Annotated in this window: 18 protein-coding genes; 14 read left to right on the forward strand and 4 right to left on the reverse strand. The window is 73.0% G+C overall.

Features of this window, described 5'->3' with window-relative positions; all coding sequences use genetic code 11:
* Positions 1–176: 176 nt before the first annotated feature.
* From POL25_RS09940 to POL25_RS09985, 10 genes are all read left to right on the forward strand, one after another.
* Positions 177–4,016 carry a VIT domain-containing protein gene (locus tag POL25_RS09940; protein WP_272085697.1) on the forward strand — a complete coding sequence of 1,280 codons (3,840 nt, stop codon included), beginning with the start codon at positions 177–179 and terminating at the stop codon, positions 4,014–4,016.
* Positions 4,013–4,969 (forward strand): tetratricopeptide repeat protein, encoded by a 957-nt coding sequence (locus tag POL25_RS09945; protein ID WP_272085698.1) that lies wholly within the window; start codon positions 4,013–4,015, stop codon positions 4,967–4,969. The genes POL25_RS09940 and POL25_RS09945 overlap by 4 nt, the downstream gene beginning before the upstream one ends.
* Positions 4,970–5,757: 788 nt before the next feature.
* The gene (locus tag POL25_RS09950) at positions 5,758–6,816 is read left to right on the forward strand and encodes a prolipoprotein diacylglyceryl transferase (protein WP_272085699.1); all 1,059 of its coding nucleotides are present in this window, start codon (positions 5,758–5,760) and stop codon (positions 6,814–6,816) included.
* 369 nt (positions 6,817–7,185) lie between these two features.
* On the forward strand, positions 7,186–8,700 hold the full coding sequence (locus tag POL25_RS09955; protein WP_272085700.1) for a hypothetical protein: 1,515 nt from the start codon (positions 7,186–7,188) through the stop codon (positions 8,698–8,700).
* Between the two features lie 59 nt (positions 8,701–8,759).
* Positions 8,760–10,289, forward strand: coding sequence for a hypothetical protein (locus tag POL25_RS09960; protein WP_272085701.1), 1,530 nt, complete (start codon positions 8,760–8,762; stop codon positions 10,287–10,289).
* A gap of 15 nt (positions 10,290–10,304) precedes the next feature.
* The gene (locus POL25_RS09965) at positions 10,305–11,780 is read left to right on the forward strand and encodes an SMP-30/gluconolactonase/LRE family protein (protein WP_272085702.1); all 1,476 of its coding nucleotides are present in this window, start codon (positions 10,305–10,307) and stop codon (positions 11,778–11,780) included.
* A 543-nt stretch (positions 11,781–12,323) separates the two neighbouring features.
* Entirely contained in the window at positions 12,324–14,006 is a 1,683-nt protein-coding gene (locus POL25_RS09970; protein WP_272085703.1) for a peptide chain release factor 3, read from the forward strand.
* 173 nt (positions 14,007–14,179) lie between these two features.
* Positions 14,180–16,915, forward strand: coding sequence for a serine/threonine-protein kinase (locus POL25_RS09975; RefSeq protein WP_272085704.1), 2,736 nt, complete (start codon positions 14,180–14,182; stop codon positions 16,913–16,915).
* Positions 16,916–16,975: 60 nt separating this feature from the next.
* A complete protein-coding gene (locus POL25_RS09980) occupies positions 16,976–17,455 on the forward strand; it encodes a hypothetical protein (protein WP_272085705.1) in 480 nt (159 codons plus the stop codon).
* 67 nt (positions 17,456–17,522) lie between these two features.
* Positions 17,523–18,032, forward strand: coding sequence for an SRPBCC family protein (locus POL25_RS09985; RefSeq protein WP_272085706.1), 510 nt, complete (start codon positions 17,523–17,525; stop codon positions 18,030–18,032).
* Positions 18,033–18,039: 7 nt separating this feature from the next.
* Here the strand turns inward: POL25_RS09985 and POL25_RS09990 are convergent, their stop codons facing one another.
* Genes POL25_RS09990 through POL25_RS10000 form a run of 3 tightly spaced genes read right to left on the reverse strand, consistent with a single transcriptional unit; the run spans position 18,040 to position 19,752 of the window.
* Positions 18,040–18,339: a TIR domain-containing protein gene (locus tag POL25_RS09990; protein WP_272085707.1), complete on the reverse strand. Its 300-nt coding sequence runs from the start codon at positions 18,337–18,339 to the stop codon at positions 18,040–18,042.
* The gene (locus POL25_RS09995) at positions 18,332–18,781 is read right to left on the reverse strand and encodes a hypothetical protein (protein ID WP_272085709.1); all 450 of its coding nucleotides are present in this window, start codon (positions 18,779–18,781) and stop codon (positions 18,332–18,334) included. Before POL25_RS09995 ends, POL25_RS09990 begins: the two co-directional genes overlap by 8 nt.
* Positions 18,782–18,801: 20 nt before the next feature.
* Positions 18,802–19,752 (reverse strand): S1 family peptidase, encoded by a 951-nt coding sequence (locus tag POL25_RS10000; RefSeq protein ID WP_272085710.1) that lies wholly within the window; start codon positions 19,750–19,752, stop codon positions 18,802–18,804.
* 118 nt (positions 19,753–19,870) lie between these two features.
* Between POL25_RS10000 and POL25_RS10005 the strand changes: the two genes are divergently transcribed.
* The 4 genes from POL25_RS10005 to POL25_RS10020 all read left to right on the forward strand — a co-directional run bounded on the left by POL25_RS10005 (position 19,871) and on the right by POL25_RS10020 (position 25,106).
* Positions 19,871–20,359, forward strand: coding sequence for a redoxin domain-containing protein (locus POL25_RS10005; protein ID WP_272085711.1), 489 nt, complete (start codon positions 19,871–19,873; stop codon positions 20,357–20,359).
* A gap of 240 nt (positions 20,360–20,599) precedes the next feature.
* A complete protein-coding gene (locus POL25_RS10010; RefSeq protein ID WP_272085712.1) occupies positions 20,600–22,291 on the forward strand; it encodes a hypothetical protein in 1,692 nt (563 codons plus the stop codon).
* A 213-nt stretch (positions 22,292–22,504) separates the two neighbouring features.
* Positions 22,505–24,064 (forward strand): DUF4215 domain-containing protein, encoded by a 1,560-nt coding sequence (locus POL25_RS10015; protein ID WP_272085713.1) that lies wholly within the window; start codon positions 22,505–22,507, stop codon positions 24,062–24,064.
* Positions 24,065–24,089: 25 nt separating this feature from the next.
* Positions 24,090–25,106: a bestrophin family protein gene (locus POL25_RS10020; RefSeq protein WP_272085714.1), complete on the forward strand. Its 1,017-nt coding sequence runs from the start codon at positions 24,090–24,092 to the stop codon at positions 25,104–25,106.
* A gap of 38 nt (positions 25,107–25,144) precedes the next feature.
* Here the strand turns inward: POL25_RS10020 and POL25_RS10025 are convergent, their stop codons facing one another.
* Entirely contained in the window at positions 25,145–25,594 is a 450-nt protein-coding gene (locus POL25_RS10025; RefSeq protein WP_272085715.1) for a hypothetical protein, read from the reverse strand.
* Positions 25,595–25,654: the final 60 nt, after the last annotated feature.

Consider the following 25,654-nt stretch of genomic DNA (forward strand, 5'->3'; position numbering starts at 1 on the left):
ACGGATCACGGGCTGACGATGTTGCGGGCGTCCGCGCGCGGGCTCGCCCGGCCCGGGCGCCTCCCGCGGCGCTTCCGACTGTGTAAGGATGCCGCGCTGCCCTGCGTTTCCGGGGCCAGCGCCGGGCGAGACCACCCCCACCCCAGGGACGTTCCCCGCCCCGCCGGAGCCACCCAATGCCGCACGCGCGACGCCTCCTCTGTTCGACCCTGTCCCTCGCGCTCGTCACCGCCTGCAACCCGCCGGCGCCAGCCGCCACCGAGGGCCCTGTCGGCCCCGGAGGTACCCCCGTCGCCCCGGCAGACCCCAAGGGCGAGCCCGTCGCCGAGCTCGTCAACGTCTCCGGACCGACCGGCGCCCGCACCGAGGACCTGCCCGAAGGGACATTCCTCGGCCCCGGCGCCAAGCTGCGCGCCGGCCAGGTCCTCGTCGTCCCGCGCGGCACCATCGTCGAGCTCCGCCTCGACGGCGGCACTGTGCTGCGGATCAACGAGGACACGCGCCTCACCCTCCCCGACGGCCCCCACGCCCGCGCCGTCAGCCTCGACCGCGGCGAGCTCGTCGCCATCGTCGCCGCCGACCAGCCCCCGCTGGCCCTGCGCGCCGGCGCCGACACCCTCGACGTCTCGTCCGGCGAGGCCCGCGTGCTCGCCCGCGGCGACCATCACAGCTACGACGTGGTCTATGGGTCCGCCCGCCTGCGCACCGCCGGCCAGGACGTCCCGCTCGGCCCTGGCGCCCACGTCGACACCCCGCTCGCCCCGCAGCAGCCGGTCCAGCCCGAGATCAGCATGCGCCCGCTCGAGGACACCGCCTGGTCGCGCGCCTTCGAGGTCGCCGCGCGCATGGCCGACTCCGTGCCCGCCGGCGTCGGCAGCTTGACCGCGCGCCGGGCCGGCACCCAGACCGAGCTTTACAAGCTCGCGCTCGTCGATCAAAAGGTGAACGTCGCCATCTCCGGCCGGATCGCCCGCACCGAGATCGAGCAGACGTTTTACAACGAGGCCGCGGAGGTGCTCGAGGGCACCTACCGGTTCCCGCTGCCGGCCGACGCCTCGATCTCCGGCCTCCAGTTGCTCGTCGGCAACACCTGGATGACCGCCGAGATGCTGGAGAAGGAGCGCGCCCGCGAGATCTTCCGCCAGATCGTCGACGCCACCATCCCGCGCGACCCGGCCCTGCTCGAGTGGGAGCGCGGCAACATCTTCAAGCTCAAGATCTTCCCGATCCCCGGCCGTGGCGAGCGCAAGATCCGTCTCAGCTACACCCAGGTGCTCCCGGTCGTCGGCGACGACCTGCGCTACCGCTACCCGATGACCGGCGCCAGCAGCGGCGCCAGCGGCACCGAGATCGAGAACTTCGCCTTCTCGATCGCCGTCGACAAGTCCGAGCTGCCCGCCACCGGCGAGCTCGTCACGCCGATGGCCGCGCTGCAGCGGCGCGACCTCGGCGATCGCGTCGAGCTGACCACCAAGTCGCAGCGGTTCCGCCCCGTCCACGACCTCGGCGTCGACATCCCGCTGCCCGCGGGCGAGCGTCGCGTCCACACCGAGACCCACCTCGACCGCGACGGCCAGGCCTACTTCATGCTGGCCTTCAAGCCCGACCTCAAGCTCGCCGCCAGCGATCGCCCGCGCCACGTCGCCTTCGTCCTCGACCGCAGCCACAGCACCACCCCCGACCTGTGGACCGTCGCGCGCAGCCTCGTGCAGTCGACCGCCGCCACCTTGCGCGACGGCGACCGCATGACCGTGCTCGCCTGCGACGCCGCCTGCGACGTCGCCCCCGGCGGCCTCGGCCCGGCGACTGGCGCTCACCTCGCCGACGCCGAGCGCTTCCTCGACACCCAGACCCTCGCCGGCGCCAGCGACATCGGCGGCATGATGCGCGCCGCCGCCGGGGCCCTCGGCTCCGCCTCGGCTGACCCAAGGGCCAGCCAGGCCGAGCGCGTCATCATCTACCTCGGCGACGGCAGCCCCAGCGCCGGCGCCCTCGCCCCCGACGAGCTGCTCCGCGACGTCGAGCGCCCGCTGCAGGGCACCCGCGTCCAGGCCGTCGCGCTCGGCGCCCGCTCCGACCTCACCGTCCTGGCCGCGCTCGCGCGCAAGACCGGCGGCGACCTCCTGCGCGCCGACGCCAAGGACGACCTCCGCGGCCTCGCGCGCGAGCTCGGCGTGCGCGCGGCCCTCCCGGTCGCCCGCAACGTCGACCTCTCTCTGCCGCAGGGCATGGTCTACGCCCACCCCGAGCAGATCGCCGGCATCCGCCCCGGTGAGACCATCACCCTCGTCGGCAAGCTCAGCCAGCCCGTCCACGGCCCGCTGACGATCCAGGCCACCGGTCCCGACGGACATGTCGTTTCGGACAGCATCCAGGTCGACCTCGAGGCCGTGCCGGGCCCCGACGCCTCGCGCCGGGCCCACCTCCCGCGCACCTGGGCGCGCGAGGAGATCGAGGCCCTCACCGCCGATCGCGGTCACGCCGCGCGGGCCGAGATCATCGACCTCTCGCGCCAGTACACCGTGCTGTCGCGCTACACCGCGCTGCTCGTGCTCGAGAACGACGCCATGTTCCGCGAGTTCAACGTCGTGCGTCAGTCCGGGCGCACCACCGGCTGGAACGGCGCGATCGAGCCTGGCAAGGCCGACCCCAAGGCTCCGGCCGGCGGCGTCCCGGTGACCACCGCGCCCGCCCCCGCCCCCGTGCAACCTGCTCCGAAGGACAGCTCGCGCGCCGAGGCCCCGCCCGCAGCCGAGCCCGCCCCGCCGCCGGCCCCCTCGCCGACGCCTGACACCGCCGCCGCCTCGCGCCCCGGCCGGGGCAAGGCCGCCGAGGAGGCTCTCGACGACGCTCTGGCCGACGCCGGCGAGAGCCGCCGCACCCGCGACAACGCCGAGAGCCAGGTCAGCGAGGCCGAGGCCCCGATCGATCTCGAAGAGGACGCTCCCGCCACCGAGAAGGCCGCCTCCACCAGGCCTCCGGCCCCCGCCCCCTCCCCCGCCAAGAAGGAGGCCGCCAAGACCAAGGGCGACGCCGCCGACAGCTGGGACGGCGACATGATCGCCGGCGGCGCCCTCGGTAGCGGCAAGGGTTACGGCCCGCGCCCGCGTGCGCCCAAACCTGTCTGGAAGGTCAGCCCCGGCGTCGCGCCCACCGCCGCCACCCTCGCCAAGATCGACGCCTTGCGCCGCAGCGTCGACGCCGACCCGACCAGCCGCTCCGCTCACCGCAAGTTGGTCCAGGCGGCCATCCGCGCCGGGGCCACCGACGCCTTCACCTACGCCCGCGCCTGGGCCGAGTCCGACCCCGACCACGCGCCCGCGCTGATGGCCGTCGCCGACCTGCTGGCCGCTCGCTCCGACCCCGCGGCCGCCCGCGCCTACGCCTCCGCCGCCGAGGTCAAGCCGTTCGACCGCACCATCCACCAGCAGCTCGCCCAGGCCTTCGCCAGCAAGGGCGACCTCGCCCGCAGCTGCGCCCACCGCCGCGCCCTCGTCAGCATCGACCCGGCGCGCTCGACCTACCGCGTCGAGCTCGCACGCTGCCTCTCGGGACAGGGTCAAACGGACATGGCCCGAGAGACACTCAACGCCGCCACCGCGCGCTCGACCGACCTCACCCGCGCCCTGCGCGACCTCGACCTCGGGACCCTGCGGCCGCACGCGCCCGACCTGCCGGGCGGCGGCGACCTGCGGGCCACCCTCACGTTCACCGGCGCCGGCGACGTCGACATCGCCGTCGTCGACGCCGCCGGCCGCCGCCTCAGCGCCCTCCGCCCCGCCGACATCCTCGTCGGCGAGGGTCCGGGCGCCGAGGAGCTGCACTACCGCACCGTGCGCAAGACCCTCGCCATCGAGGTCTCGCGGATCTCCGGCCAGGGCCCCGTCACCGGCCAGCTCACCGTGTGGACCCCGAGCGTCAGCCGCACCTACCCCTTCACCCTCGACCAGGGCAGCTTGCGCCTCGCCACCGTCGGCTACAGCCTCGATCACGGCCGCGCGTACTACTCCGAATGACGCCCGCCCGCTCCCTCGTGCTCGCTCGCCTCGCCACCGTCCTCGTCCTCGCCGCCGGCCTCGCCGGTTGCAAGGCCGGGGCGCGCGCCGGCGCGGCGCCTGCCGTGGTGCTCGACCCTTCGGGCTCCGAGCCCACGGCGATCAGTGACCTGCCGATCTTGCGGCAGAAGGCGGCGATGGGCCTGGTCGACGTCGTGCGCGCCGAGCTCGTGCCGCGCCTCGCCGAGGCCGCCGACGCCGGCCCCGATCCCGGGCGCGACGCCCTCCGCGCCCTCGCCATCGAGCTCGCGCTGCGACAGGACGACCAGCCCGCCGCGCTCGAGCAACTGCAGCGGCTGGCCCGCGACCTCGACCGCCTCGGCCCGAGCGCCAGCGGGGCCGAGCGAGCCCGCTGGCACATCCTCCACGGCGCCCTGCTGAGCGCCCAGCAGCGCTACGCCGAGGCGCGCGGGCAGAACCTCGAGGCCCTCGGCGCCCTCGATCTCACGCGCGATCCCGGCCTCGCCGGCGACGCCTTCCGCGGCCTCGCCCGCCAGCAGCTCGGCCTCGGTCAGCCCGACAAGGCGCTCGAGTCGGTGCGCCGCGCCATGGCTGTCCACAAGGACAGCCTCGCCGTGTTCGAGGACGGCGTGCTCGCCGTCGACATCCTGATCGCCGTCGACCAGCCGATCGAGGCCGTCATCGCCGCCGGCAAGCTCTACGACGACGCGATCGCCGACGTCGGCCCCGACACCCTCGCCCACGCCGAGGCCCTCGCCGCCGCCGCGTCCGCCACCTTCGCCTCCGGCGACCTCGACGCCTCGATCAGCTTCCTCACCGACGCCCGCAAGATCTGGCGCGAGCTCCAGGCCGCCCGCAGCGACCCCAGCCTGCCGCTCAGCGCCCGGCTCGAGCGCCGCCTCGGCGAGCTCGACGCTGTCACGCGCCGCGCCTCCACCGGCACGGCCCCGTAGCAGCGCACCTCGCCGCCTGTCCCGAAGGACAGCATGACGAGCACGAGCCTCACGCCCGCGCTCGCCTCACCTGTCCCCGCGGACATCCGCCGCTCCGCGACGAGCCCTGTCGCTCTGCGTGCTCCGGCCCAACGGCTCGCCTCGCTGTCCTCGAGGCCGCATGGGTCTCGGCTGGGCTCGCAACGCCGCTCGCGCTCTGTCTCCTTCGCCCCCCACGGGTGGGCCTCGCTTCGCTACCTGTCCTCGAGGCCAGCTCACCCTTCCGCATCTGTGTCGTCCGCGACTGGGCGCTCGCCCGCGACTTTTCCGCCTGTCTACAAGGACAGCCCAGATCGCCTCCGAATCACCTGTCCCTTCGGACATCTCATCTATTCCCCCCTCACCGGCCTCTGCAGCCGTCCTCGGCTCCACCGCCGCGCGCGCCGCGATCCGTCTCCCATTTCATCTGTCCCCGAGGACACATCATTTTTCTCCCGGTTCTCGGCTCCCCGCGGTCGCCGCCGCATCACATGTCCCGAGGGACAGCTCAGCCCGCGCCATTTTGACCCCGGGCGTGGCCGCGCGACCAGGCTTATTGGACAGGCGTGTAACAACCGCAGGCGGTGACCGAGGTCACTCGTGTGGCTGCGTCCGCGTGACGCTTCGGTGACGAATTCGGGGCTACGCGGGCGACGTCGCGGGAATAAAGGCCGACCGTGGATCCTGGCCCTCAGGGGATCCCCCGACGAAGGAGCGCTTCGGCCGTGGACTTGAGCCTTGGTGCGCCTGCGGGTACCTTGCCGCGAATCATGTCCGGAACCACCCGCCACGCAAGCGTCGAGCTCGAGGCTCCGCGGACTGGGCTTCTCGCCTTCCTCCGCGACTTCCACAACAAGACGATCTTGTTCCGCGCCGGTGACTGGATCTTCGTCACCTACGGCATGATCGCCGGCCTCGCCTTCCTCGTCGGCGTCGCCACGGCGACCTGGTACATGGGCATGGTCGGGGCCGACACGGCCCAGATCGCCGCGTTCTACCTGTTCTTCGCCATCCCCTCGATCCTCATGGTCTCGCGGCTCACGAGCATCCTGCTCGAGTGGCGCGAGCTGTTCCGCAAGCCGCTGCAGACCCTGCTCAAGCCGGGCTACATGCTGCACGGCGGCATCTTCGGCGGCATGATGGCGTTCGCGGGCTACTCGCTGTTCAACAACATCAGCCTGCTCGCCCTGCTCGACGCCGCCGGCTTCTGCATGCCGCTCGGCGAGGCGATCGCCCGGCTCGGCTGCTACGTCTACGGCTGCTGCTGGGGCCGCCCGACCGAGAGCCGGTTCGGCGTCGCCTACACCAGCCCGCACTCCAAGGTCCTGCGCTTCCGCCCCGAGCTGCAGGGCGTGAAGATCCACCCGACCCAGCTCTACGCGCTGACGGCCCACCTGATCCAGTTCACGATCTTCTACGCGCTCCTGCCGGTGAAGGTGTTCGACGGCATGTTCGCCGCGCTCTACCTCATCACCCACCCGATCATCCGCTTCGCGCTCGAGCGGTTCCGCCAGGACGACCGCGGCCAGGTCGGTCGCTGGACGCACACCAACATCTACAGCCTGATGATGATCGCCTTTGGTGCGCTGGTCCTGGTGTTCGGCCTCGCCAGCGGCGCCAGCAACCTGCCGATCAACCTCCAGCTGCGCTTCGTCCACGTCGTCGCCAACCCGGCCTCGATCGCCTACTTCCTCTTCATCTTCCTCGCGGCTTGCGCGGCCTTCGGCGTCCACTACAAGTCGGTCGGCTCGTGGCTCAGCAAGCCCTCCGGCGGCATGAAGGTCGACATCACCGAGATGGGCATGGGCGCCACCGACCGCGATCGCTAGCCTTCGCCCGTCGATTTCGCCGCCCGGCCCGCACCCGCAAGGGGCGGGCCGTCGTCGTTTCTGCGGCCATTCCTTGCACTTGGCGCCAGCTCGGGCGTTCGCGCGCGGCTTGCTCCGCGGGCGCACGCGGGTCACCCTCGAGGTGTGCGCTCGTCGACACCTCCGCCTGGCCTGCGTCGCGCGGCGTCTCCATCCGACGAGCGTGCGGCGGCCGCCGCGGTCCGCGGCCGCCGATCTGCCGGCCGCGTGAGCCCGGACTGGCCCGTCGGCCCGACCGCGATCATGCCCCGATCGGGCCCGACGATCGCCGCCGCGCGACCGACGTGTAGGCCCACGTCCCAGCCCGCGCACTCATCTGTCCGTTCGACCATGTCCCTTGGGTCTGCCATCGCCGCGCTCGCGCTGCTCGCCTGCCGCGAGCCCACGAGCCACGACCCCGAGGTGCTGGCCCAAGCCTGCAGCGTCACCGAGCCCGCGCGCATCGTCGCCGCCCCGCCCGGCTTCGTCGCCGCCCCCGACGCCTGGTACGGCCTCCACGTCCTCGGCGACGACCTCCTCTTCACCTTCGATCGCCTCGACGATCCCCGGCGCACCTACTGGCGCCTCGATCGCTGCACCGGCGAGCTCGCCCCGTTCCCCTCGCTCGCGCCCGGCCTCCACAACCCCTACGCGATCACCACCGACGCCGGGCGCATCGCCTACGCCAACGACGCGCTCGGCACTCACTACCTCGTCGACCGTCTCGACATCGCCGGCGACGACGAGCCCCGGCCCGTGCCGGGCCTGCCCGAGCAGCTCGGCGGCCTGCAGTGGGGCCTCAGCGAGCTGCCGTTCGTCCTCCACGTCGAGCGCCACGCCAGCGAGCACGGCGCCTACGCGGCCGGCATCGGCGGCGCCACCCACACCCTCTACCGCCACGACGGCGACCCCGACGTCCCCGCCGTCGCGCTCGGCGAGTTCGTCCAGCAGGTTCGCATCGACGGCGACGACACCCGGCGCCACGTCCTGCGCGACGACGGCGAGCTGCACCGCCTCGACCTCCTCACTGGCGACAGCGAGCGCCTTCTCACCGGCGTCCGTCACTTCCACCCGCTCGCGCAGCCCGACAGGATGATCTGGCAGGAGCTCGGCGACGACCTCGCCGAGACGATCTACGTCCACGACTTCGCCACCGGCGACGACCTCGCGCTCGCCGTCAACGACTTCACGCAAAAGTCGTGGTGGCGCGACCCGGAGGAGGGCGACCTCGGCGGCGTCCAGCCCAGCGCCGACGGCAGCCTGCTCGCCCTGCCGGGCCCCGGCCGCGTCCTCGTCGCCCTGGTGCGCACCGCCGACGCCGAGGCCTTCACCATCCCCGAGCACCGCCGGTTCCTCGGCTTCCGCGACCTCCAGGTCATCCTCCTCACCGAAGAAGCGCCCGAGCGCGTCCTGGCGCTGTGGGACCCGATCGGCGGCCGCTTGCGCGAGTGGTACCGCGGCCCGCAGGTCACCGTCGCCCTGCGCCGCGTCGACGGCGATCAGGTCGAGTACTTCGAGGCCGACCCCGGCGGCTCCGCCGTCGGCACGCTCTGGCGCGTCGACCTGACCACCGGCGCGCGCGAGCGGCTGCTGACCCGCTCGACCGCCGCCCCCGCCGCGCTCGCCGACGGCCGCTACTTCCTCGCCTTCGAGCGCCGTCAACTCGCCGGCCCGCCGCTGTCCGGCTCGAGCTACCTCGGCGCGGCCGCCCGCGACCTCAAGCTCGTCGATCCCGCGACCGGCCTCTACACCACGATCGCCGACGACGTCACCGCTTACGCGTCCCTCGCCGACGACGGCCTCGTCTACTTCGCCCCGCAAGGCCCCGAACCGGGCGTGTGGGTCCACCCGATCGCGTGGAACTGATCCGTCGCCCTCTTTCGAGTCACGACCCGAGAGTCACTCCCCCACCACGCTTCAAGGCCATGCCGCTCCGACCCGCTCACCTCGCCGCTCTCTCGCTGCTGCTCGCAGCCTGCGGCGAGGATGCGGTCGCGCCGGAGAGCTTCGCCGCCGCCTGCCCCTTGCGCGAGCCGGTGCGCCTGGCCGCTCCACCCGACGGCTGGCAGCCCGGGCCCGCGCGGGTCTACCCGTTCAAGCAGCTCGGCGATCACCTGCTCTACAGCTTCGACGGCGCCGGCGACATCGACCCCGGCTACTGGCTCGTGCACCGCTGCGGCGGCGCCCCGCAGCGGTTCACCACCTTCACCCCCGGCACCGTCCTGCCGTTCGCGCTCGACACGGCCGACGGCGCCCTCGTCTACGCCGTCGATGCGCAGGGCCGCCACGTCCTGCTCGATCGCCTCGACGTGCCCGGCTTCGACGACCCGCGCCCGATCGCCGACCTGCCCGGCTACGACGCCCCCGGCGGCGTCCCGCACGAGGCCGGCTACGCCCTGTTCGCCCGCGTCAATCGCCCCACCGGCGCCGGTCGTCAGGCCGCCGGCGTCGCCGGCGGCACCGCCGTCGTGCACACCCACGACGGCGATCCCGACGCGCCCGCGCTGCACCTCGGCGACGACATCGTCAGCCTCGCCCAGCACGGCGGCCAGCTGCTGGTCCTCGACGACGCCGGCGAGCTGCGCCGCGTCGATCCGTTCACTCGCGAGAGCGAGCCGCTGCAGGCCGGGGTCCGCTACTTCACCCTCGCCGCCGACGGCCGCCACCTGATCTGGCAGGCCCTCGGCGACGACGCTATCGAGCCGGTGTTCCTCCGCGACCTCGAGGCCAGCGCCCGCCTGGCCGTCGTCGATCCCGGCGTCGATCGCGAGATCGCCGTCAACGACTTCGCCGCCCGCTCGTGGAACCGCATGCCCGAGCAGGGCCTCGCCGTCGGTCGATGGATCTGGACCGCCGACAGCCAGACCGCCGCCCTCGTCGGCCCCGACGACACCTTCGTCGCCGCCGTGCGCAGCGACACCGGCGAGCCGCTCGCCCTGCCCGAGCACCGCCAGCAGCGCGGCGCCCTCGGCGACGACCTCGTGCTCGTCATGCCCGACACCGACACCCTCGCGCTCGCGCTGTGGCGCCCGCAGGACGGCGACCTGCGCGTGTGGTACCGCGGCCCGGCCGACGCCACCGTCGAGGCGCGCGCGCGCGTCGGCGATGCGCTCGAGTTCTTCCTCGCCGACCCGACCGACCCCGCGATCGGCAGCCTCCTGCGCGTCGACCTCGGCACCGGCGAGCTGACCGAAGTGGCCCCGCGGATCGGTCACGAGTACCAGCAGCTCGACGCCCGCCGCTACTTCACCGCCGTGCACGCCGAGCCGGTGCAGGCCGGCGCCGACATCAAGTGGACCTGGGACCTGCTGGTGTTCGACGCCGACACCCGCGTCTACACCACCGTCGCCGAGCGCGTCGACGACTTCGTCCACGTGCCCGACCAGGGCGTCCTCTACCTCGACAGCCGCGGCGACCAGCCCGGGCTGTGGGCCGCGCCGCTGACCACGAACTGACATGCTCTTTCCGTCATGTCCTTAAAAACATGTCTCGATAGACACCTCATCCTCGCCGTCGCCGGCCTGCTCGCCTGCGACCCCGACGAGCCGGCCCCGGCCTCGACCTGTCCCGTCGAACAGGTGACGCGCATGGCCGCCCCCGGGCGCGACTGGAACCTCGAAGCGGGCTCTCGCGTCTCGTTCTCGGCCTTCGGCGATCGCCTGCTCTACACCTTCGACGCCTACGACGACCCCGACCGGAGCTATTTCTTGCTCGACCGCTGCGGCGGCGTGCCCGAGCGGTTCAGCCTCCTCGACGGACCCGCGTCCCGATTCACCGGCATCGAGACCGACGCCGGCTGGGTGCTCTACGCCGAGCGGGACGAACGCTACTTCGTCCTCGACCGCCTGGACGTCCCCGGCTTCGACGAACCGCGCCCCGTCCTCGGCCTCCCCGACATTCGGCTTCATGGATGGGGCGACGCGCGCCGCCTGATCTTTACCAGCGACTCCGAAGGCCTCTCCAACCTCTCCGGGGTCGCCGGCCTCGGCGGCCGGACCTACGAGATGTACATCCACCACGGCGACCCGGACGTCCCCGCCGTCGAGCTCGGCAAGACCATCGTCAACCCCCAGTACGCCGACGATCACATCCTCGTCCTCTCCGACGACGGCAGCCTGCGTCGCGTCGACGACCGCATCGGCGAGTCCGCGCTGCTGCTCGGCGGCGTCCGCCGCCACTGGTTCCACGCCGCCACCCGCCGGCTGATCTGGCAGCAGATCGGCGACGACATCAGCGAGCCCGTGTTCCTCCGCGACCTCGCGGGTGGCGAGGATCTACCGATCGCCGTCAATACCTTCGCCCAGCTGTCGTGGAACCGCCTGGAGCTGCCGGATCAGGGCGCGACCGGCAACTGGCTGTTCAACGCCTCGGGCAGCCACGCCGCGCTCTTCGGCCCCGAGCGCTTCGTCGCCGCCGTCGTCCGCACCGCTGACGGCGCCGCGGTCGAGCCGCCCGCCGACTCGCGGCTGCTCGGCGCCCCCGCCGACGAGTTCAGCCTGCTGTTCGACGACGGCGACGAGGCCGCGCTGGCGCGCTGGAACCCGGACGTCGGCGCCCTGCGCGAGTGGTACCGCGGGCCCTCGGGCGCCCCGCTGCCGGTGGCCTTCGCGCTCGAAGACGACTTCATCGACTACCTCGTCCTCGACCCGGACGGCAACGCGGGCACGCTGTGGCGCTTCGACCACCGCACCGGCCAGGCCACCCTGATCGCCCCACGCATGGGCCCTGCCATCCGCCTCGACGACGACCGCTACCTCACCTTCCTCTCCACCTCAAAATACTACCGCCCCGCCGATATCGTCCTCTTCGACCCCGACTCCGGGCTCTACACCACCCTCGCCAAGGACATCGACAACTACCACTACTTCCCGGACCAGGGCCTCATCTACGCCGTCAGTCGCAGCGACGCGCCCGGCCTGTACGCCGCCCCGATCCCGTCGAAATAGCTCTCGGGACATGTCCTCTCCGACATGCCCTTTCTTACATGTCTTTGAAGGCATGTCCGATCGGACAGTCATTCACAGCGTCGGCAGTGAGCGTCCTGCAGAGCGGCCCCTGCGAGCGCGTTCTCCCGCATCGTCGGCTCGCTCCGTCGACGCGGCACCTCGAGCGTCCAGCCCGGCCGCCGCTGCGAGCATCCCCTCGCGCGCGAGGAGCCGCGCTTCGAGAGCCTCCGGCCCGCACTTCTTCACCGCCGAGCCGCGCTTCGAGAGCCTCCGGCGCCCACTTCCTCAACGCGCGCGCGCCGGGCCGCACTGCGAACTTCCGGCGCGCAATTCCTCACCGCTCCCCGCCGGGCCGCCGCTTCGGGCGGCCTGTCGCTCCTGAGCTGACCACGCCTCGCGCGCGCCGCGGTGCGCAGGCGCACCGCCTCGGGCCTGCGCTCCACGCTGCAGCGCCGCGGTGACGGTGCGGGCGCGCCCCGTGCGCGACCTCGCTCGCTGCGGGGCTGGCGGTGATGCTTCACCTCTGCTACCTCCCCGCGGACCGTGAACGAGCTCGCCGCCGAAGTCGCCCGTCGTCGGACCTTTGCGATCATCAGCCACCCGGACGCCGGCAAGACCACGCTGACCGAGAAGCTCCTGCTGTACTCGGGCGCGATCCAGCTGGCGGGCGCCGTGCGGGCCAAGAAGGCCGGGCGGGCCACCACCTCCGACTGGATGGAGATGGAGCGCGAGCGCGGGATCTCCGTCACCACCTCGGTGATGAGCTTCGAGTACCCGCACCCCGAGCTGCCGGCCGACGCGCCGCCGGTGCAGGTCAACCTGCTCGACACGCCCGGCCACGCCGACTTCGGCGAGGACACCTACCGCGTGCTCACGGCCGTCGACGCCGCGCTGATGGTGATCGACGGCGCCAAGGGCGTCGAGGAGCGGACCGAGAAGCTGATCGAGATCTGCCGCCTGCGCGACACCCCGGTCGTCACCTTCATCAACAAGCTCGACCGCGAGTGCCTCGACCCGCTCGATCTGATGAACGACGTCGAGAAGAAGCTCGGCATGGCGTGCGCCCCGCTGACCTGGCCGATCGGCATGGGCAAGCGCTTCAAGGGCGTCTACGACCTGATCCACAACCGCCTGCACCTGTTCCACGCCCAGGGCCACGACAAGATCCAGCAGGGCATCCTGGTCGAGGGTCTTCACGACCCGCGGCTCGACGAGCTGCTCGGCGACCAGGTCGAGGAGCTGCGCCAGGCCGCCGAGCTGCTGGTCGAGGCCGGCGCGCCGCTCGACCGCGACGCCTTCCTCGCCGGCAAGCAGACCCCGCTGCTGTTCGGCTCGGCGATGAACAACTTCGGCGTGCGCGAGCTGCTCGAGGCGTACATCCGCCTCGCCCCCGGCCCGCTGTCGCGCGAGGCGGTCACCGGCCCGGCCGCCGCCACCGCGCCCGCGCCCGGCGAGTCGGTGCCGACCCGCGCGGTCGAGCCCACGGAGGCGCCGTTCTCCGGCTTCGTGTTCAAGATCCAGGCGAACATGGACCCGAACCACCGCGACCGCATGGCCTTCCTGCGCGTCTGCTCCGGCGTGTTCGAGCGCGGCATGCGGGCCTTCCACTGCCGCCTCGGCCGCGAGGTCGGGCTCGGCAACGCGACCATGTTCATGGCCCGCGACCGCGAGATCGTCGAGGCCGCCTACGCCGGCGACATCATCGGCCTGCCCAACCACGGCACCATCAAGATCGGCGACACCTTCACCGCCGGCGAGCAGCTGCGCTTCACCGGCATCCCCAGCTTCGCCCCCGAGCTGTTCCGCCGCGTCCTGCTCAAGAGCCCGCTCAAGGCCAAGGCCCTGGCCAAGGGCCTGCACCAGCTCGCCGAGGAGGGCGCGATCCAGGTGTTCAAGCCGCTCGTCGGCAGCATGTTCGTCGTCGGCGCCGTCGGCCAGCTCCAGCTCGAGGTGATGAAGCACCGCCTCAAGAGCGAGTACGACGTCGACGCCGACTACGAGAGCGTCGATTACACGACCGCCCGGTGGGTCACGCCGAAGCCGACCACGAAGAGCAAGATCGAGGTGCAGAAGCTGCTCGAGGGCTTCCTGCACAAGAACCAGGGCAACCTGGCCCACGACAGCCACGGCGACCTGGCCTACCTCGCGCCCAACAAGTGGAACCTGGCCAAGGTCGAGGAGCGCTTCCCCGACCTCCGCTTCAGCTCGACCCGCGAGCACACCTGACCTGTCCTCCGGGACAGGCAGACGCGGACGCTGCGGCGCGCGGCCACAACCTGTCCTCCGGGACATCTCACAGCGCCCGCAGCGCCGCCCACGCGTGCGCGCCCTCGCCCGCCCGCAGGCCCGCGTGACGCGCCGGTGATCCGCGAGCCCCCTCGCGGTCGCTCATGAGGGTCATGCCCGTCCAGCCCGGGATCGACGGCGACGCCGACACTCTCGGCGCCGACCGGTTGTCCGCGCCGTCGCCGCCCGACCCGACGCGCGAGACCGACGGTGGCTCGTTCCTTAGCACCGAGGCCGCGGGCGAGCCCGGCGGCACCCGGCGCAGCCGCGGCCCCGCCACCGGCGACGAGATCGGCGACTTCACGCTCGAGCGGCGCCTCGGCGAGGGCGGCATGGGCGTGGTGTTCGCCGCGTGGAGCCACAAGCTGGCCCGCCGGGTCGCCATCAAGATCCCGACCCGCAGCCTCGACGAGGTCGCGCGCGCCCGCATCGTCCGCGAGGCCCAGAGCCTGGCCCAGGTCGACCACCCCCACGTGGTCCGCGTGTACGAGATCGGCGAGGAGGGCGAGAACCTCTTCATCGCCATGGAGCTGGTGGAGGGCGTCACCCTCCGCAGATGGCTGACGGAGGCGCCGCGCGGCTGGCGGGAGATCGTCCAGATGTACCTGCAGGCCGGCCACGGGCTGGCGGCGGCGCATCACCAGGGGCTGCTGCACCGCGACTTCAAGCCGAGCAACATCCTGGTCGACGGCGAGGGTCGCGTGCGCCTGATCGACTTCGGCCTCGCGCGCATGCGCGACTCGAGCCGCGACATCGCGGCGACGGTCGACGGCGACGAGCCCTCGGGCCCCGAGTTCGTGCTGACGAGCCGCGCCGGCACGCCGCGCTACATGGCGCCCGAGGTCTACGACACCGGCGCGACGGTCGACGCGCGCAGCGACCAGTACTCGTTCTGCGTCGCGCTGTGGGAGGCCCTGTTCGGCGAGCTGCCCGACTGGCGCCGCTCGGCCCCGCAGCCGAAGACGGTGCCGCCGTGGCTGCTCGCGCTGCTCCGCCGCGGCCTGGCGCTCGACCGCGAGGGCCGGTTCCCGACCATGGACGCGCTGCTGGCCGAGCTGACCGCCGGCCTGCAGCCGCGCCGCCGCCGGCCGCTGGCGCTCGTGGCCCTCGCCGCGACCGTCGGGGCCGGGCTCGGCGCGGCGCTCCAGACCCTCGGCCCGGCCGAGGCCTGCGCCGAACCGGCCGCCCTCGCCGACGCGCTGTGGCCGGCCGACCAGCGCGCGGCCCTGCGAGAGTCTGGCCATTCGGTCATGTCCGTAGAGACATGGTTCTCGGAACATGTCCTCGAGTGGGCCGACGCCAGCGCCCAGGCCTGCCGGACCCGCGACGAGCTCGCCCGCGCCCGCGCGGCGACCTGCCTCGACGAGCGCGAGCAGGCGCTGCGCGCGGTCGCGTCCGCGCTGGTGGCCGCGCCCGCGGGCCCCGAGGGCGCACCGAAGCCCGGCTGGGACGGCCGCCTGGCCCTGTGGGACCGCGCGCTGCCGCCGGCCGCCGACTGCGTCGACCCGCGCCGCCTGGCCTTCACCGTCGATCCGCCGGTCCATGTCGACCTGTCCGAAACGACATGGCTCGAAGAACAGCTGCACCTGGGCGCCGCGCTCGCGCTCGCGGGCGACCCGGCGGCCGCGGCGGCGCGCCTGCACCCGGCCCGCGTGCGCGCCGAGCAGGCCGGTGATCGCTGGCGCCAGGCCCGGGCCGACCTCGCGCTCGGCGTCGCCGCCATGCACCGCGGCGACGAGACCGGCGCGCGCCGCCGCTTCGAGACCGCGGCCAGCGACGCCGGGGCCGTGGGCGACGATTTCCTGGCCGCCGACGCCTGGCGCTGGCTGGTGTTCGTCGACGCGGCCCGCGACCCCGACCCCGAGCACGCGCTGCTGCTGCTGCCGCACGCCGAGAGCGCGCTCTACCGCATCGGCCAGGCGACCGGGCCGCGCATGATCGACCTGCAGCTGTCGGCGGCGTGGGCCGAGCTGCGCCGCGGCGACCTCGACGCAGCCCACGCCCGCCTGGCCCGCGCGCTGCAACAAGGCAAGGCCGACGAGGCGCTGGCCGCACGGATCTTGCGACACCACGCAGAGCAGGCCCACCAGCGCGGGCAGTCGCTGCCGGCCGTCGATCTGGCCCGCCAGGCGCTGAGCCTGCAGCTGCGCCGCGAGGGCCCGGACTCGCGCGGCGTCGCCGACACCCGCCAGAGCCTGGCCCGCTATCAGCTCGCCGCCGGTCAGTACGCCGAGGCCGAAGCCAACCTGCGCGCCGCCCTGGCCGTCGCCGCCGACGACCCCGACGCCCGCGAGCGCGCCAGCCTCGAGCTCGACCTCGCCGTCGTCCACTACACCCGCGACGACCTCGCCGCCGCGCGCGCGGCCGCCGATCGCGCCGCCTCGGCCTTCGCCGAGGTCGTCGATCCGCTGGCCGGTCGCGCCGACCGGATCGCGCTCGCCAAGCTCCGCGGTGACCTGTCCCTCGGGACAGACGATCGCGCCGCCGTGCGTCACTACGAGGTCGGCCTCGCGCTGGTCGCCGCCGGCCCCGCGCTGCCGGAGACGCGCGACAACGCGGTCGCCATGCGCGTCGGGCTCGCGGCCGCGCGCCGTCAGCTCGGCGACCTGCCGGGCGCCCTCGACGCCATGCGGCACGCGCTCGCCGACCTCGCGGGCGTCGCCGCGGACGTCGCCGCTTACGCCCATGGCACCGCCGCCGAGCTCGATCTCGGGCGCGGCGCCAGGCGCGAGGCCGAGGCCCACTGTCGCCGCGCGCTCGCGCTGCTGCGCGACGACGACCCGATGGCCCGCGAGCTGCGCCAGCTGCTCGTACGGATCCGAGCCGCCGGCCCCGCGCGGCGAAAATAAACCCGCCGATGTCGGATCTGCATGATCCGATCGACCTCGTCGCGCCACCCATATGCGCCGATGTCGACCCGATTGAACCTCGTCCGCAGCACCCGTCCGCTGATCGCGTCGTTCGTCCCCGTGACGCTGCCGGACGGCCTCCTCACCGTGCGTTATGGCGCCAGCGGCAGCTCCCCGGTGTTCGAGTGCGTCGGCCAGCGCGTCACCGGCGGCCGCATCAACCTGTCCCGAGAGACATGGATCGCCTGGCAGGCCCGCGGGCTCGACCTGGCGATCGAGCCCGGCTCGCCGAGCCCGGCCCGCACCGTCCGGGTCACAGCCACCAGCGGCCGCCACCTGCTCAGCAGCGCCGGCCACCCGGTCCCGCTCGTCGCCACCGCGCAGCTCGGCGCTCGCCTGCTGTTCGATGGCGACGCCGGCATGAGCTTCAAGATCGCGCTCGACGGCCTCGGCGCCGTCGAGATCGACCTCGGCGACATCAGCAGCCAGATCCGGCCCCCGCCGCCCAAGCTGCCGGTCGACGCGCCCAAGCCCAACTGAGGGCGCAGACCTGTCTCAAACGCCACGTCTTGACGGCCGCCCGGACCGCGGGCTATTGCCGGGGTCGATGTCCCGCCGCGCCCTCACCGTCGTCCTCTGCGTCCTCGGCGTGCTGGTGCTCGTCCCCTTCTGCGGCTCGTTCACGCCGCGCGAGCACATCGCCATGGAGACCGTGGTGCTGCCGGCCGCGCCCGCGGTCGTCTACGCCGCGGTGCGCGACATCGAGTCGCAGCCGAGCTGGCGCTCCGACCTCCAGCGCGTCGAGCTCCTGCCCGACCAGGGTGACAACCGCGTCTACCGCGAGATCGGCGACGACGGCGTGAACACCTTCGAGGTCGCCGAGGACATCGCCGACGAGCGCATCAGCATCGTGATCGCCGACGTCGGCCGCGCCTTCTCGGGCCGGTGGATCTTCCAGTTCGCCCCGGCCGAGGGCGGCGGCACGCGCCTCACCCTCACCGAAGTCGGCGACGTGCCCAACCCGGCCCTGCGCTTCGTCGTCGGCACCCTGTTCGGCTTCGAGGGCGCGACCCGGCGCTACCTCGGCGACCTCGAGAGCCACCTCCGCAAGTCCTGAGGCGCGCTCACAGCAGCGCCAACCGCTCGACCGGCACGCCGCAGCGGCGCGCCGTCGCCACCTCGAGCCGCACCCATCGTGACAGTCGGCTGTGCGGCGTGGCCACGTAGAGCAGGCGGTCGGCCGAGCGGACCCATTCGGCGATCGTGCGCTGCGCCGAGGTCGACCACCGCTGCGGATAGTCGAGGAACACGAATTCGTCGCACGCGCGCAGCCGCTCGAGGTGCGCTAGCGACAGCGGCAGGTCGCGGACCGCGTAGCTGATGAACGTGCGCCGGCGGTCGAACCGGCGGAGCGGGTTAAGCATGGTGCGTCAGCGCCAGGGCCACGAGCACGGCCACGCCGATGTAGAAGTAGAACAGCTGCGACGTGTTGAGCAGGCTCGACAGCACCGAGCCGACGGCGTCCTTCTCGATGCCGAGCGGCGACACCGAGTTGCCGAGCCCGCGCGCCAGCCGGGCCCTGACGAGCGCCGCCGCGATCCCGCGCCGGGTCTTGCGCTGGTAGTAGTAGTTCTGCGCGTCGGCCAGCCAGAAGAACGCCAGCAGCGCCAGGCCCAGCACCGCGCACTCGATGAAGCGCAGGTCCTTGTCGGCCAGCCACACCACCAGCGCCGCGCACAGGGCCACGCACAGCTTCTTCAGCTCGAGGCACTTGCCGGCGAACTGCAGCGTCGCCGCGTGCAGTTGGTCGACCTCTTTCCACGCCACTTGCTCCTCGAACCGCCGCCGCTCGGCGGCATTCTCCACGGCGCGGGACGGCTCGGGCTTCATCGGCGAGGAGACCGAGTCTGCCGCCTGCGCCGCGCGAACACCAGCAGCGGCAGCGCCCACGCCAGCGCCTCGCCCTGGCCCTCGCGCGAGATCGCACAGCCCTCGGCGGGCTCGGACATCACCAGACAGTCACCGTCGGGGCAGTCGCTCGGCAGCAGGTCGGCACCTGTCTCTTCGCGCAGCCAGGTCAGGATCGGGTACGGCACCCCGTACACGCTGTCGCCGGTGCCGCACGGGCGGACCCCGCGGGACGTCACGCCCGCCAGCCGGTACGCGCCGCTCGCCAGGCGCACGAACGCCGGCCCGCCCGAGTCGCCGCCGCACGCGTCCTGGCCCTCGCCGCCGGCCCGGAACTCGCGCCGGCTCTTGCTGAACGTGTCGATCGGCGTGGTCATGATCCGCTTGTGACCGACGTCGGCGGTGGTCTGCAGCGGGTCGTCCTCGGCGTCGCGCACGACCCCGAAGCCGACGACGTGGATCTCGTCGCCGACGTGCATCGTCTCGTCCCACTCCTCTTGCGTGGTGAGCGGCGGCACCAGGGGGACCCCATACACGTCCTGGGCCAGGATCACGTAGCCGAAGTCCCACGCGTCCGACTTGCAGTTCTCGACGCAGGCCGTCGGGTAGGTGCCGTAGCGCTCGACCCCGGCGATGCGCCGCTCGTCCTGGGTGTAGATCGAGTCGCCGAAGACCACCGCCATCTCCTCGAGCTTCGGCTCGTGGGTGAGGCAGTGAGCCGCCGTCAGCACCACCCGCGGGGCCACCAGCGTGCCGGTGCACAGGCTCGCGGTCGTGATCGTGTCCTGGCTGAGGATCGCCACCACCGACGTCCACTCGTCGACCGGCACCTCCTCGCCGCCGACGATCGGCACCGGCCGCGGCGCCCCCGCGCCGAGCGGCAGTCCGCACAGGACGGAGACCAGCGCCGCGGTCGAACCTGCGAACATGGGCGCCAGCATATCACTGCAACATCGTCCGCGCCCGCGCGCCGACGTCCGGGTTCCGACCGGCCCTTGCGGGCGGCCCCGCCCGCGGGTACTAGCCTTGACTCCAAGGAGCGTCCCCATGACCGTCGCCGTCGGCAGCCCCGCCCCCACCTTCGATCTCTTCGACAACGCCAAGCAGCGCGTCACCCTCGCCGCCCAGCGCGGCAAGACCGTCGTGCTCGCGTTCTTCCCGGCCGCCTTCACCGCCGTCTGCGAGAAGGAGCTGTGCTCCTTCCGTGACTCGCTGACCGCCCTCAACGACCTCAACGCCGCCGTGTTCGGCGTCTCGGTCGACGCGCCGTTCTCCAACAAGGCGTTCGCCGAGCGCAACGGCCTCAACTTCCCGCTGCTGTCCGACTACGCCCGCGAGGCCGTGCGCGCCTTCGGCGTCGCCCACGACGACTTCGCCGGCATGCCCGGCTACACCGCCGCCAAGCGCTCGGTGTTCGTGATCGACCCCGAGGGCGTGGTCCGCTACGCGTGGGTCGCCCCCAACCCCGGCGTCGAGCCCAACTACGACGAGGTCAAGGCCGCCGTCTCGCAGATCGGCGCAGGCTCGGCTTCCTGAGCGCTCGCCCGGCTCGCCGGCCGCCACCCGCCCGCGGGCGGCGATCGACCTCGCAGCCCGCGGCCGCGCCGCGGGCTTTTTTATGTGGCACTTCAGACATGTCGCTTTGGACATGTCCATTCAAACATGTCATGCCGCTCGCTCGCGGCGTGGGCGGTCGCCCGACCCGCGTCGGTGAACGCGCGCGACCACACGCGAGTCGCACGCCAGCCCGCGCGCGGCTCGGAGTAAAGTGCCGGGATGAGCGCCCGTATCGTCGCCGCCCGGCCGTGCGCGCCGCAGTCCGCCGCAGCGCCCCCGTCGCGCCGTGAAGCCGACCCGCCGGGCGCCCCGCAGCCCGCCCTGCCCCGCACGCGCACGCGGCCGCGCCGGCGAGCGAGCCCACCGAGCAGCTCGCCGGCCGTCTTGCTGGCCGCCCTCGCGCTCGCGCCCGCCTGCTTCAGCGACGACGGCTACCACCCGGCCGGCGCCACCGCGCTCACCACCGACGCCGACGCCACCAGCACCACGACCACCACCGGCACCACCGGCCCCGAGCCGCCCGCGACCACCACCAGCACCACCGGCGAGCCGGCGCCGGTGTGCGGCGACGGCGTCGTCGACCCCGACGAGGACTGCGACGACGGCAATCGCGACGACGGCGACGCCTGCCTCGCGACCTGCGTCGCGGCCGGCTGCGGCGACGGCGAGGTGTGGCTCGGCGTCGAGGCCTGCGACCAGGGCGCGGCCAACCATCCGACCGCGCCCGACACCTGCAGGCCGACCTGCGAGCTGCCCGCGTGCGGCGACGGCGGCCTCTACGTCGGCCCGCTCGGCCCCGACATCGAGGTGCCCACCGGCGAGGAGGCGATCGGCGACGGCGACGACGCCCCGCGGATCCTCGGCGCCGCCGCCGACGGCAGCTTCGTCGTCGCCTGGCGCGTCACCAACATCGTCGCCAGGGTCCAGGCCCGCCGCGTCGATCCGTCCGGCGAGCCGCTCGGCGAGGTGATCGAGCTGGTCGAGCAGCCGTTCCTGCAGGTCCGCGACCCCGTCGTCGCGGCCCTGCCGAACGGCGACTTCGCGGTCGCCTGGCAGTCGCAGTTCGAGGATCCGCAGCTGCTGGTCCGCGGCGTCGCGGCCGACGAGCTCGCGCCCGCCTTCAAGCTCACCAACCGCGTCGCCGCCTCGCCCGCGCTCGCCCTCGATCCGTCCGGCGCCCTGATCGCGGCCTACCGCGCCGGCGGCACCAAGCAGACGACCCAGATCTACCTGCGCCGCTTCCCGCTGTTCACCGAGTCCGGGAGCCCGGACGAGCAGGCGATCAGCGAGCACACCGCGGGCGCCGCCGGCTCGCCGACGATCGCGGTCCACCCCGACGGCAGCTTCCTGGTGGCCTGGAGCGACCCCGAGGGCGCGATCGTCTATCGCCGCTTCACCCCCGACCTGGTCGCCGGGCCGCTGGTCCCCACCGGCCTCCACGTCGGCGGCGGCACCAGCAACAGCGCCCTGCCGTGGATCGGCGCCGCCTTCCAGCCGACCACCGGGACCGCCGTGATCGCCGGCCGCGACCCCGACGACAGGCTCGTGCTGCAGCAGTTCGACCCCGGCGACCTCGCCCGCGGCCGCGTCCAGGTCGACGACCTGGACGCTTTGTACATCCCCTTCGTCGACGTCGCCAGCGACCCGTGGGGCAACCTCGCCGTCGCCTGGTCGACCTGCGGCGGGCCCGAGGAGGTCGAGCCGAATTGCGCCGACCTGGCCTCGGTGTCCTCGTTCCGGTGGTTCTACGCCGACCTGACCCCGCAGGGCCCGGCCGCCGTGGTCACCACCCGCGAGGGCATGCCCCACCCGCTGTCGCTCGCCGTCGCCGCCACCGGCGCCGCCGCGGTCGCCCGCGTCGAGGACAACAAGGTCCTCCTCAACATGTCCCCGGTGCAATGTCCTCCATGACATGTTCTCGTGGACATGTCGCATGGAACATGCGCCGATAGACATGTCTTAAAGGGCATAACGTGGCGCTCGCTGCTGACTTCGACGCCCCACGGCCCCGCCTGACCTCACGAGCCGCCGAGCCTGCGGCCCACATGCCCCAAAGAACATGTCCCTCTCGCCACACGTGCGCGCCCGCAGACACGCGGGGCGGACCGCGGTAGACTGATTCGCATGTCGACCCGGGCGATCGCCGGAGCTGGAGCGCTGGTCCTCGCCTGCGCCGCCGCGGCCTGCTTCAGCGACGGCGGCCTGCACACCAGCGGCTCCCCGTCGACGACCTCGACCTCGAGCACCTCGACCGCCACCACCGCGGACGAGCCCACCTCGAGCACCACGACCACGACTTCCACCGGCGAGCCCCTGCCCATCTGCGGCGACGGCCAGCTCGATCCGGGCGAGCCGTGCGACGACGGTAACCGCGACGACGGCGACGCCTGCCGCAACGACTGCACCCTCGCCGCTTGCGGCGACGGCGTGGTCCAGCGCGGCGTCGAGCAGTGCGACGACGGGCCCGACAACCACCCGGGCGAGCCGGACGCCTGTCGACCCGACTGTCACAAGCCCGCCTGCGGCGACGGGGCGCTGTACGTCGGCCCGCTCGGCCCGCCGGTGATCGCCGCCAGCGAAGGTAGCGTCGCCCAGAGCGACGACGCCCCGCGGGCCATCGGCGTCGACGCCGGCGGCACCTTCTCGGTCGCGTGGCGCGTCGAAGGGCCGATCGATCGCCTCGACGTCCAGACCGTCGGCGCCGACGGCAGCCTCGTCGGCGAGCCGCTCGACCTCGCCGATCCGCCGACCCAGCTCGTCCGCGATCCGGTGATCGCCGTGGCCCCGGGCGGCGATCTGGCGCTCGCGTGGGAGATCGGCGCCAACGCGGGCGACATCCTCGTGCGCGGCGTCGTCGCCGGCGTCGCCGAGCCCGGCCTCAACGCGCTCGACGTCACCGGCCCGGCGCAGGTGTCGCCGGCGATCGCCCTCGACGACGTCGGCCGGCTGACCCTCGCCTACGTCGACGAATTCGAGTCCGACCTCGCCCACATCTTCGTGCGCCGGCTCGCCAACTTCGATCCCACCGCCCCGCCCGAGCTTCCGATCAGCGAGCACGCGCTCGGCGTCCCCGGGGCGCCCAGCGTCGCCGCCTGGCCCGACGGCGGCTTCGTGGTCGCCTGGGGCGATCCCGGCGGCGCCATCGTCTACCGCCGCTTCGCCGTCGACGGCACCTCTGGCCCCGTCGTCGCCAGCGACCTCCGGACCGGCGGGATCGCCCTCGCGGGCAGCGCCAGCCCGTGGAGCGGCCTCGCGGTGACACCCGATCTGCAGATCGTGATCGGCGGTGTCGGCGTCGACGCTCGCGTCTCCTTGCAGACCTTCGACCTCGCCGACGTCCCCGGCGCGATCGTCCCGGTCGCCGACACGCCGCGGATGCACGCCCCGTTCATCGACCTCGGCAGCGACGCGTCGGGCAACCTCGCCGTCGCCTGGGCCGAGTGCGGCGACGCCGAAGCGCCTGCCGCGGAGGACTGCAGCGGCCTCGCCTCCGATCTGCGGCTGCGATGGTTCCGCGCCGACCTCACCCCGCACACCGCGGTGACCGCCGTGCACACCGCTGAGACCGGCGGCCCGCCCGCGATCGGCCTCGCGGTCGCGCCCTCGGGGATCACCGGCGTCACCTACCTCGACGGCGGCGCCGTCGTCGTCCGCGTCGCCGGCTTGCAATGTCCGGCCCCGTGATACCGTCCCGCCTCCACGCCGATCGATGCACGCGGGCCGTCATTATCCCCTCAAACACGTCCTCCTGTGGACCCGGCGCGAGACCTTCGCCTTCGCCGTCATCGCCACCGTACCGACCATCTTCTACAGCGCCGGCTGGCACTGGCTCACCATCCCCTGGCTGCCGATCGCCCTCATCGGCACCGCCGTCGCCTTCATCACCGGCTTCAAGAACAACGCCTCTTACGGGCGGCTGTGGGAGGCCCGGCAGATCTGGGGCGGCATCGTCAACACCAGCCGCTCGTTCACCATCATGGCCTGCGACTACCTGCTCCAAGAGCCAGGTGATGCAGATCCCTCCCTCGACCTCCGGGCCGTGCGCGACGGCCTCGTCGCCCGCCACATCGCCTGGCTGACCGCCCTGCGGTTTCAGCTGCGCGAGCCGCGGGCATGGGAGAACATCGGCCTGATCCACAACGCCGAGTACCGTCGGCACTACCAGATCCCCGAGCGCGACAGCGACTACCTCGGCATCGAGCTCGGCAAGCTGCTGACCCCGACCGACTGCGCCGCGATCCTCGGGACCAAGAACCCGGCCGCGCAGCTGCTGGCGCAGCAGTCGCACGCGCTCCGGGCCCTGCGCGAGCGCGGCCTCCTGTCCGACTACCGCCACGTCGCCCTCACCGAGGCGCTGGTCGAGCTCTACGAGCACCAGGGCAAGTGCGAGCGGATCAAGAACTTCCCATACCCGCGCCAGTTCGCCACCCTGAACCTGCTGTTCGTGTGGCTGTTCATCATCCTGGTCCCGCTCGGCCTGCTGCAGGAGTTCCAGAAGCTCGGCGACGAATTCGTGTGGCTGACGATCCCGGCCGGCGTCGTCGTCGCGTGGGTGTTCCACACCATGGACAAGATCGGCGAGAGCTCGGAGAACCCGTTCGAGGGCGGCCCCAACGATGTCCCGATCACCGCCATCGCCCGCGCCATCGAGGTCGACCTGCGCGAGATGCTGGGTCAGAAGGACATCCCGCCGCTGCTGCAGCCCCGCGGTGAGATCTTGATGTAATTTTTACAATGGTAGGACCTGTCCCGAAGGACCTATCTTTACACCAGCAGATCTGGGTCGTCGGGGAACAGGCGCGCGGCGATGGCGGCGGCCCGCGACGACTCGCGCGGCAGGTCGAACACCATCACCTCGGCCTCGCTGACCGCGATCGACCACACCAGGCGCTCGTCCCCGCAATAGGCGCGGAGCAGCTCCTCGTGGCGGCTGCCGGCCAGGTCGGCCAGGCTGGGCTCGGCGGCCTTGCTGAGGCGGTCGACCAGATAGGCGCGCACGCTCGACCAGATGCCCTTGTAACCGCGCTCGGCGGCGTCGAGCAGGCGCGCCTCGGTGGTCCCGAGCGCCAGCGCCAGCCGCTCACGGAAATCGACCGGGGCGTCGGCCGGCGGCGGTGTCACGACCTCGACATCGATCGGCACCTCGAAATCGCTGTCCTGCTGGGCCAGCCGGCGTAGCAAGATCGGCGCCGAAGGGGTGCGTTCGCGTCGCATGGGGGGTTGGCGGTGCATCGGTTCCATCGCTGCTTCCTCTCCGGTCCGCGGACGACTGTC

The sequence above is a fragment of the Nannocystis bainbridge genome (genome assembly GCF_028368995.1).
Classification (GTDB): Bacteria; Myxococcota_A; Polyangia; order Nannocystales; family Nannocystaceae; genus Nannocystis; species Nannocystis bainbridge.